At 66.9% G+C, this 7,704-nt stretch carries 9 protein-coding genes, 1 tRNA gene and 1 pseudogene; 5 read left to right on the top strand and 6 right to left on the bottom strand.

Annotated features, from left to right (window positions below; translation table 11 throughout):
* From I71_RS31555 to I71_RS31545, 3 genes are all read right to left on the bottom strand, one after another.
* On the bottom strand, nt 1-616 hold a 616-nt coding region (locus tag I71_RS31555), incomplete at its 3' end, for a penicillin-insensitive murein endopeptidase (protein ID WP_042703646.1).
* An 80-nt stretch (nt 617-696) separates the two neighbouring features.
* The gene (locus I71_RS31550; protein ID WP_042703644.1) at nt 697-1,830 is read right to left on the bottom strand and encodes an ABC transporter permease; all 1,134 of its coding nucleotides are present in this window, start codon (nt 1,828-1,830) and stop codon (nt 697-699) included.
* Between the two features lie 37 nt (nt 1,831-1,867).
* Nucleotides 1,868-3,661, bottom strand: coding sequence for an ABC transporter transmembrane domain-containing protein (locus I71_RS31545; protein WP_042703642.1), 1,794 nt, complete (start codon nt 3,659-3,661; stop codon nt 1,868-1,870).
* A 233-nt stretch (nt 3,662-3,894) separates the two neighbouring features.
* On the opposite strand from I71_RS31545, the gene rpmE reads away from it, so the two are divergent.
* Nucleotides 3,895-4,119 (top strand): 50S ribosomal protein L31, encoded by a 225-nt coding sequence (gene rpmE / locus I71_RS31540; RefSeq protein WP_012974887.1) that lies wholly within the window; start codon nt 3,895-3,897, stop codon nt 4,117-4,119.
* A gap of 91 nt (nt 4,120-4,210) precedes the next feature.
* Here the strand turns inward: rpmE and I71_RS31535 are convergent, their stop codons facing one another.
* Nucleotides 4,211-4,636, bottom strand: a complete 426-nt coding sequence (locus tag I71_RS31535) for a DUF1465 family protein (RefSeq protein WP_042703640.1) — start codon at nt 4,634-4,636, stop codon at nt 4,211-4,213.
* A gap of 265 nt (nt 4,637-4,901) precedes the next feature.
* On the opposite strand from I71_RS31535, the gene I71_RS31530 reads away from it, so the two are divergent.
* Nucleotides 4,902-5,390: an Hsp20 family protein gene (locus tag I71_RS31530; protein ID WP_042703638.1), complete on the top strand. Its 489-nt coding sequence runs from the start codon at nt 4,902-4,904 to the stop codon at nt 5,388-5,390.
* A gap of 91 nt (nt 5,391-5,481) precedes the next feature.
* On the opposite strand, the gene I71_RS31525 is transcribed toward I71_RS31530, so the two are convergent.
* Nucleotides 5,482-6,144 (bottom strand): hypothetical protein, encoded by a 663-nt coding sequence (locus I71_RS31525; protein ID WP_042703636.1) that lies wholly within the window; start codon nt 6,142-6,144, stop codon nt 5,482-5,484.
* 227 nt (nt 6,145-6,371) lie between these two features.
* Nucleotides 6,372-6,461: transfer RNA gene (locus I71_RS31520), tRNA-Ser, on the bottom strand.
* A gap of 208 nt (nt 6,462-6,669) precedes the next feature.
* Between I71_RS31520 and rplU the strand changes: the two genes are divergently transcribed.
* The 3 genes and pseudogenes from rplU to obgE form a co-directional block, all read left to right on the top strand.
* Nucleotides 6,670-6,987 (top strand): 50S ribosomal protein L21, encoded by a 318-nt coding sequence (gene rplU / locus I71_RS31515; protein ID WP_012974890.1) that lies wholly within the window; start codon nt 6,670-6,672, stop codon nt 6,985-6,987.
* A 56-nt stretch (nt 6,988-7,043) separates the two neighbouring features.
* Complete coding sequence (gene rpmA / locus I71_RS31510; RefSeq protein ID WP_042703634.1) at nt 7,044-7,331, top strand: 50S ribosomal protein L27; 288 nt, start codon at nt 7,044-7,046, stop codon at nt 7,329-7,331.
* A 162-nt stretch (nt 7,332-7,493) separates the two neighbouring features.
* Nucleotides 7,494-7,704: pseudogene (gene obgE, locus I71_RS35375) on the top strand (GTPase ObgE); the annotation flags it as partial.

Below are 7,704 nucleotides of genomic sequence, written 5' to 3'. Positions count from 1 at the left end.
GGCTGACGAAGATGCGGGCGACCCGGGCGTCGCTGGCGGCGATCTGGATCAGCTTCGCCTGACGGTCCGACCATTCGCCGGTGACGCGCATGCGGTCGTAATCGACATACTTGATCTCGTCCAGCCGCTCGCGCCCGGCCCGTCCCATCGGCGGCAGATCCAGCCGCAGCCAGACATCGGCGTCCAGGCCGATCTGATGGCTGGCATGACCCGACGGCATCGGCCCGCCGCGCGCCTGCCCCATGTCGCCGATCAGCGCGGTGCCCAGCCCGGCCATCGCCACCTTCTGCCCGAACTCGCGGAGCATGTCGACCAGCACCGGATGGCCGAAGTTGCGCTGGCGCGACAGACGGATCACCTGATAGCCGACGCCTTCCGGCGGCAGGGCACGGGCGCCGGCTATGCAACCGGCGGCATAGCCGCCGATGGATCTGGCGGCCCCCAGAGACGGACCGGTCACCGCGCCCCAGGCGACGCTGGTGGCATAGGCTGGGATCGGCGCCGGCTTCTTCTTCCGCTGCTTGGCGTCGGCCGCGCCCGCCGTCAGCAGGGCGACGGCCAGCCCGACGCAGGCGACCCGTTTGAAGGCACGCCCGCCAAAAGCGCGAAATCCCATCTCCGTCCCCCGCAACACCGCCGGCACCCCCACGGCTATAGCGAAGTCGTGGTTAAGGAATGATGGAGGAGGGCGGACGGTCAGTCCAGCGTCTGGCGATAGCGCTTCAGCGCCACCACCGTGACCACCGTCAGGAACAGGGCCAGCGCCAGCACCTCCGTGGCGATCTCCGTCAGCCCGTTCCCTTTCAGCAGGATGCCGCGGACGATGCGCAGAAAGTGGGTCAGCGGCAGGATCTCGCCCACCGCCTGCGCCCAGCCGGGCATGCCACGGAAGGGGAACATGAAGCCGGACAGCAGCATCGACGGCAGGAAGAAGAAGAAGGACATCTGCATCGCCTGCAGCTGGTTGCGCGCCAGCGTGGAAAAGGTGAAGCCGACGGCCAGATTGGCGGCGATGAACAGGATCAGCACGGCGGACAGCAGGCCCAGGCTGCCGACGATCGGCACGTCGAACAGCAGCCGCGCCGCCACCACGATCAGCAGCACCTGGACATAGCCGACGACGACGAAGGGCACGATCTTGCCCAGCATCACCTCGAACGGCCGCACCGGCATGGCCAGCAGGTTCTCCATCGTCCCGCGCTCCCGCTCGCGGGTGACGGCAAGCGCGGTCATCATCACCATGGTCATGGTCAGAACCACGCCCATCAGGCCGGGCACCACATTGTATTGCGTGATGCCTTCCGGGTTGTAGCGGCGATGGACGCGCAGCTCGACCGGGTCGGGACCGGTGCGCAGGGATGCCAGCGGCCCGGTCAGGTCGGGGTTCAGCGCCTGCCGGGCGATGGCGGTCAGCGCCGACAGGGCGTTGCTGGTCGCCGCGGGGTCGGTGGCGTCGGCCTCCACCAGCAGGACCGGGCGGGTGCCGCGCTGGAGGTCGCGGGCGAAGCCGGTGGGGATGGTGACGGCGAACTGGACCTCCCCCTCCGCCAGCAGCCGATCGACCTCCGCCTCCGATCCCGCGGTGCGGGTGATGGCGAAGTAGCGGGAGTTCTCCATCGCCGCGACCAGCGTGCGGGCGAAGGGGCTGGAGTCGGCGACCAGAACCGCAGTCGGCAGCGCCTTGGGGTCGGAATTGATGGCGAAGCCGAACAGGATCAGCTGCAGGATCGGCACCCCCACCATCATGGCGAAGGTCAGCCGGTCACGCCGCATCTGGATGAATTCCTTCACCATCACCGCCATCAGGCGGCCCGCCGATATCCGCGCCATCGCACTGCCTCACAGGGGCCGGGGCCTGCGGAAGAGTCTACGCCACCCCATCGGCCCGGTCGAACTGCAACGCCGCCAGCCTGGCATAAAGCCCGCCCTGCGCCACCAGTTCGCCATGGGTGCCGGTCTCCACCACGCGGCCCTGGTCCATCACCACGATGCGGTCGGCGTTCAGCACGGTCGCGAGCCGGTGGGCGACGATCAGCGTGGTACGGCCATGCATCAGCCGGTCAAGCGCATCCTGCACCATCCGTTCGCTCTCGGCATCGAGCGCGCTGGTCGCCTCGTCCAGCAGCAGCACCGGCGGGTCGCGCAGGATGGCGCGGGCAATGGCGAGCCGCTGGCGCTGACCGCCCGACAGCCGCACGCCCTTCTCGCCCAGGAAGGTGCCGAACCCCTCCGGCAGCGCATCGAGGAAGTCCAGAGCATGAGCGGCCTCGGCGGCGGCGCGCACCTCGGCATCCGAGGCATCGGGACGGCCGTAGCGAATGTTCTCCCAGGCATTGGCGGAGAAGACCACCGGGTCCTGCGCGACGAGGCCGAGCCGGCGGCGCACCTCCACCGGATCGGCATCGCGCAACTCGACGCCGTCGAGTCGCACCGAGCCGGCCTGCGGATCGTAATAACGCAGCAGAAGCTGGAACACCGTCGACTTGCCGGCTCCCGACGGGCCGACCAGAGCGACCCGCTCGCCCGGCTTCACATCCAGCGAGAAGCCCTCCAGCGCCGCCCAGTCGGGCCGCGACGGGTAATGGAAGCGGACGCAGTCGAAGGACAACGCCCCAGCCGCCGGGCTGGGCAGCGGCTTCGGCGCCGCCGGAGCGCGGATCTCCGACTCGACGGACAGCAGGCTGAACAGCCGCTCGGTGGCACCGGCGGCGCGCTGGAGGTCGCCGATCACCTCGCTGATGGCGCCGACCGATCCGGCAACGACCACCGAATAGATGACGAAGGCCGACAGCTGACCGGGAGTGATCCGCCCGGCCACCACGTCATGGCCGCCGATCCACAGGATGATGCCGACGGCGCCGAAGACCAGGACGATGACGATCACCGTCATCACCGCCCGCACCCGCACGCGGCGGATGGCGACGTCGAAGGCCTCCTCCACCCGCTTTCCGAACAGGCTGCGGTCGATGGTCTCGTGGGTGAAGGCCTGGACCGTGCGGATGGCGGCCAGCGTTTCCTCGACGAAGGACCCGATGTCGGCGATGCGGTCCTGGCTGTCACGCGACAGCTTGCGCACCCGCCGGCCGAAGAGAATGATCGGCGCCACCACCAGCGGCACCACCAGCGCCACCAGCCCGGTCAGCTTGGGCGAGGTGATCAGCAGCATGCCGGTGCCGCCCAGGAACAGCAGCGCATTGCGCAGCGCGATGGAGGCCGACGACCCGACCACCACCTGCAGCAGCGTGGTGTCGGTGGTCAGGCGCGACAGGATCTCGCCGGTCTTGGTCGTCTCGAAGAAGCCCGGCGACAGCGTCAGCACATGATCGTAGACGGCGCGCCGGATGTCGGCGACCACCCGCTCGCCGATCCAGCTGACCAGATAGAAGCGGCCATAGGTGGAGGCCGCCATCAACGCGATCACCGCCAGCAGAACCAGCAGCGCCCGGTCGAGCAGCGAGGTGTCGCCGCCGGCGAAGCCCTGGTCGATCAGCACCCGCATCCCCTGCCCCAGCCCAAGCACGGTGCCGGCGGCCACGGTCAGCGCCACCATGGCACCCAGGATGCGCCATTTGTAAGGGAGCAGGAACGGCACCAGCCGGCGCAGGGGGCCGAGGTCGCGACGGCGGGCATCGGCCTCGCCACGGGCGGAGGCGGCGATCATGTCGGGGGAGGGTTGGCGAGCCACGCGGTTCCCGCTTGTCTGTTGGGGTTATTGGTGCGGATCGCTGGCATATAGCGTGGTGTCACGATGCCAACAAGGCGACGGAAGGGCGAAACCCCTCGTAAAATGCCCTTGCAACCCACCGCAGGCTCCCTGAACGAGGCTCGATTCCGGGGTTGCGCCGGTGAAGGTGTTTTGGTATAGACGCCGCTCGCTTTGCAGGAACCCCGGCCATGAAGACTGACATCCATCCCGACTATCACGAGATCACCGTGGTCATGACCGACGGCAGCTCGTTCACGACCCGCTCCACCATGGGCAAGCCGGGCGACACGCTGCGCCTCGACATCGACCCGAAGTCGCACCCGGCCTGGACCGGCGTGCAGAAGCTGCTGGACACCGGCGGGCAGATCGCCAAGTTCAACAAGCGCTTCGCGAACTTCGGCCTCAAGAAGTAAGCGTTACCGCACTTCTATCCTGCCGATGCGAAAAGGGCGTCCGACCGGTTCGGACGCCCTTTTCGTTTGTGCCTGCGGTCCGCGCTGTCCTTTACCCCACTGCCGCGGCGGCCTCGCGCTCCACATCGGCGCGGACCATGGCGTCGAGCCGGTGGACGCGCATATACAGGCTATGGCTGCGCTCCAGCAGGCTGCGCAGGCCGGACGGCAGGTCCTCGTTGTCGGGACCGCTGGGATCGGAACAGATCTCGCCACCGGACAGGGCGAAATCCTCGCTCGCCGCCTGCTCCTTCGACATCTCGCCGGCATGCACGGCCTTCTGCGCCAGCAGCCACGCCATCACCTGGGTCAGGCGGCTGGTCACCCGCATCGATTCGTAAGAGATTTGCAGACGGACCTGCGGCGGCAGCTTCCGGTGTTCGGCCGCATCATGATAGGCGATGTAATTCCGCGCCTCGATCAAGAGGGCCATGGTCTCGTCATAGGGACCGTTGAAGAAGAAGGTGTGCGAAGTCATGGTCGTCGGCCCCCTCCCGCGGACTTACGGCCCTAGCGTGAGCCTTGCCGCAACTGATTAACAATTGGTGACTGGGCGGTGGCCAGCAACCCCAGGCGGGGTCTCGCCGGGCTTCGTGCGCCCGCCCTCTTGAACAGGCGAAAGCATCGATTATCTCTCGCTCGTCAGGCGGATGCCCATCCGGGGTCCGCCTCCAACCCCACCCTTAGAGGACCGACCAGACCGTGGTCCTCGACGGCCGTATCGCTCTTTCGGAGGATATGTCATGCGTAGCTACGACCTTTCGCCGCTGTTCCGTTCCACCGTCGGTTTCGACCGCCTGTCGCGTCTGCTGGAGACCGCGACCACCGGTGACGAGGCGGCTTCCTACCCGCCCTACAACATCGAAAAGCTGAGCGAGGATTCGTACCGGATCACCATGGCCGTCGCCGGTTTCGGTCTGGACGACCTCAACATCGTCGCTCACCAGAATTCGTTGACCGTCACGGGTAAAGCTAAGAAGGACGAGCCCACCGGCCAATTCCTCTACCGGGGTATCGCCGGCCGCGCGTTCGAGCGCCGCTTTCAGTTGGCCGATTTCATCAAAGTGACCAGCGCGTCTCTTCAGAATGGCCTTCTGCACGTCGAGCTGGCACGCGAGGTACCCGAAGCGATGAAGCCGCGGAGCATTCCGATCGTCACCGCCACCGCCAACCAGTCGGTGGAGGTCGAGGCGCCCGCTCCGACTCCCGCGCTGACCCAGCAGGCGGCATGACGCCCTGACCCGGCCCGTCTGCTCCTGACGCCGACATGAGAACGGCGCCCCGGACCATCCGGGGCGCCGTTTCCTTTGCTGCAACTCCAAGTCAGGCGCGGGGAAAGCTGTCGGGCGGTGCCAGCACCCACTCGGCATAGCCGGCGCGCAGCAGTTCGTAGGCCGCGACCAGCCCGGCCGCTCCGGCATAGGCGGTGACCAGCACCTGTTCCGGCGCCACCTGCACCCCGAAGACGATCAGCAACGCGCCCAGGAACGGCCCGCCCAACAGCAATGCCGCCAGCCACAGCGGCTCGGCCGACAGCCAGGTGCTGAGCACCGCACGGGTCCGTCGCGACAGGCGCAGCAAACCGCCGGCCTTGGCGTCGAGCGCCCCCAGGCTGCCGGCCCGCAGTTCCGCCAACCGTCGGCCGTCGGCATCGATGAAGACGACCCCCACCTTCATGCCCTGACGACGGACGGCGGCCCGCACCGAGTCGCCGAGTCGAGTTTCCAGCAGGATCGCGTTGCCGCCCAACGCCGGCAAGGCGTCGCACACCTCCTCCGGCGGTTCGCCCCACTCGCGAAGTGCGGCCAGGATGAGCCGGGGATCGTCGCAGGGAATCGCATCCATATGGATTATCCGCCCCTGCGGCGCCGTCACCTTCAGGACCAACGCCTGCTCGGCCGGATCATGGGTGCCTTCGACCCGCAGCCCGCCATCGACCACATAGGAGAATCGCAGGCATCCGTCGTGGCGGCTGAGCGTGTTCATGGCGGCACCCCTCCAGTCGCATCCCTGGCGGATCGGACCGAAGGGATCTGGGCGTTGGCATCGACATGACCAACACGCCAGCCAGGCGAACGGCCATCGCGACGGTGCGGAGAAAAAGGGGAAGCCCGACCGGAAAATTCAGGGGCAGCCGAGGCGGTGTCCGGACAAGAAAATAGCGCCGAGCCGATCCGGCTGGCGCTTCCAATTTGCTCTCCCGTGGGAGAGAATGGCGGATGGGGGGAGATTCGAACTCCCGATACCCGTGAGGGTATGCCGCATTTCGAGTGCGGTGCATTCAACCGCTCTGCCACCCATCCGCTGCCCCGTTTGGCGGGGTGGGCGGAACCTATATAAACGCCTTCGGCCGCGCAAGCCTTTTTTGCGGAAAAATGCGATGCTTTTCGACGGCATCCCTGTTGACTCTGAGCCCCCCTTGAGTATAGATCGTCGCTCCCATGAACGGGCTTGCGCATCGAACGGTGGGCGAGAAGCCCGCCGTTTGTTTTGACATAGGCAGTGACGACAATGTTTGCAGTGATCCGCACCGGCGGCAAGCAGTACAAGGTCGCCAATGGCGACGTGATCCGTGTTGAGAAGCTCGAGGCCGATGCTGGCGCCTCCATCACGCTCGATGACGTGCTGATGGTCGGCGACGCAGGCAACACCACCATCGGCACCCCGACCGTGGCCGGCGCCTCGGTTGTCGCCGAGGTCGTCGCCCAGGATCGCGGCCCGAAGATCATCGTCTTCAAGAAGAAGCGCCGCCAGAACTATCGCCGTAAGAACGGCCACCGCCAGGACCTGACCGTCCTGCGCATCACCGGCATCAACGGCGCGGCCTGAGTCCGGTTTTCCGGTCAGGCTCTTCGGCGTCCCTTCAGTTTTAGGAGCAACACCCCATGGCACACAAAAAGGCAGGCGGCTCGTCCCGCAACGGCCGTGACTCCGCCGGCCGCCGTCTCGGCGTGAAGCGCTTCGGTGGCGAGACCGTCGTCTCCGGCAACATCATCGTCCGTCAGCGTGGCACGAAGTTCCACCCGGGCGAGAATGTCGGCCTCGGCCGCGACCACACCATCTTCGCGATGGCCGACGGTCAGGTCTACTTCAAGCACAGCTCGAACGGCCGCACCTTCGTGAACGTCGTTCCGGCCAACGACCAGGAAGTTCCGGCCGTCGCCGCTGAGTGATCGGGCCGAGTAACCTCTAAGGTCGTTGCGCGGCCTGTGTCGCAGGCTTGCACGCTTGTGGGATAGAATCGGGGGACCGGGCGACCGGCTCCCCGATTTTCGTTTTCAGTCCGGTGCTGTCCCACCGCCGGTTTCCCTTCCGTTTACGGGCAAGGTCCCCCGATGAAGTTTCTCGATCAAGCCAAGGTGTTCTTGAAGAGCGGTGACGGCGGCCCCGGCGCCGTGGCGTTCCGCCGCGAGAAGTTCATCGAGTTCGGCGGCCCGGACGGCGGCGACGGCGGTCGCGGCGGCGACGTGATCATCGAGGCGGCGGACGGCCTGAACACGCTGATCGATTACCGCTACAAGCAGCATTCAAGGCACAGCGCGGTCA

The organism is Azospirillum sp. B506 (assembly GCF_000333595.1).
GTDB lineage: Bacteria > Pseudomonadota > Alphaproteobacteria > Azospirillales > Azospirillaceae > Azospirillum.
The sequence above is the reverse complement of the archived record's forward strand: the minus strand, read 5'-3'. Positions and strand labels throughout refer to the sequence as shown.

Bases quoted from the DNA above. Each gene is read 5' to 3' on its own strand.
- I71_RS31550 (WP_042703644.1), bottom strand. From the start codon at position 1,830: ATGGCGCGGATATCGGCGGGCCGCCTGATGGCGGTGATGGTGAAGGAA.
- I71_RS31545 (WP_042703642.1), bottom strand. From the start codon at position 3,661: ATGATCGCCGCCTCCGCCCGTGGCGAGGCCGATGCCCGCCGTCGCGAC.
- rpmE (WP_012974887.1), top strand. From the start codon at position 3,895: ATGAAGACTGACATCCATCCCGACTATCACGAGATCACCGTGGTCATG.
- I71_RS31535 (WP_042703640.1), bottom strand. From the start codon at position 4,636: ATGACTTCGCACACCTTCTTCTTCAACGGTCCCTATGACGAGACCATG.
- I71_RS31530 (WP_042703638.1), top strand. From the start codon at position 4,902: ATGCGTAGCTACGACCTTTCGCCGCTGTTCCGTTCCACCGTCGGTTTC.
- I71_RS31525 (WP_042703636.1), bottom strand. From the start codon at position 6,144: ATGAACACGCTCAGCCGCCACGACGGATGCCTGCGATTCTCCTATGTG.
- rplU (WP_012974890.1), top strand. From the start codon at position 6,670: ATGTTTGCAGTGATCCGCACCGGCGGCAAGCAGTACAAGGTCGCCAAT.
- rpmA (WP_042703634.1), top strand. From the start codon at position 7,044: ATGGCACACAAAAAGGCAGGCGGCTCGTCCCGCAACGGCCGTGACTCC.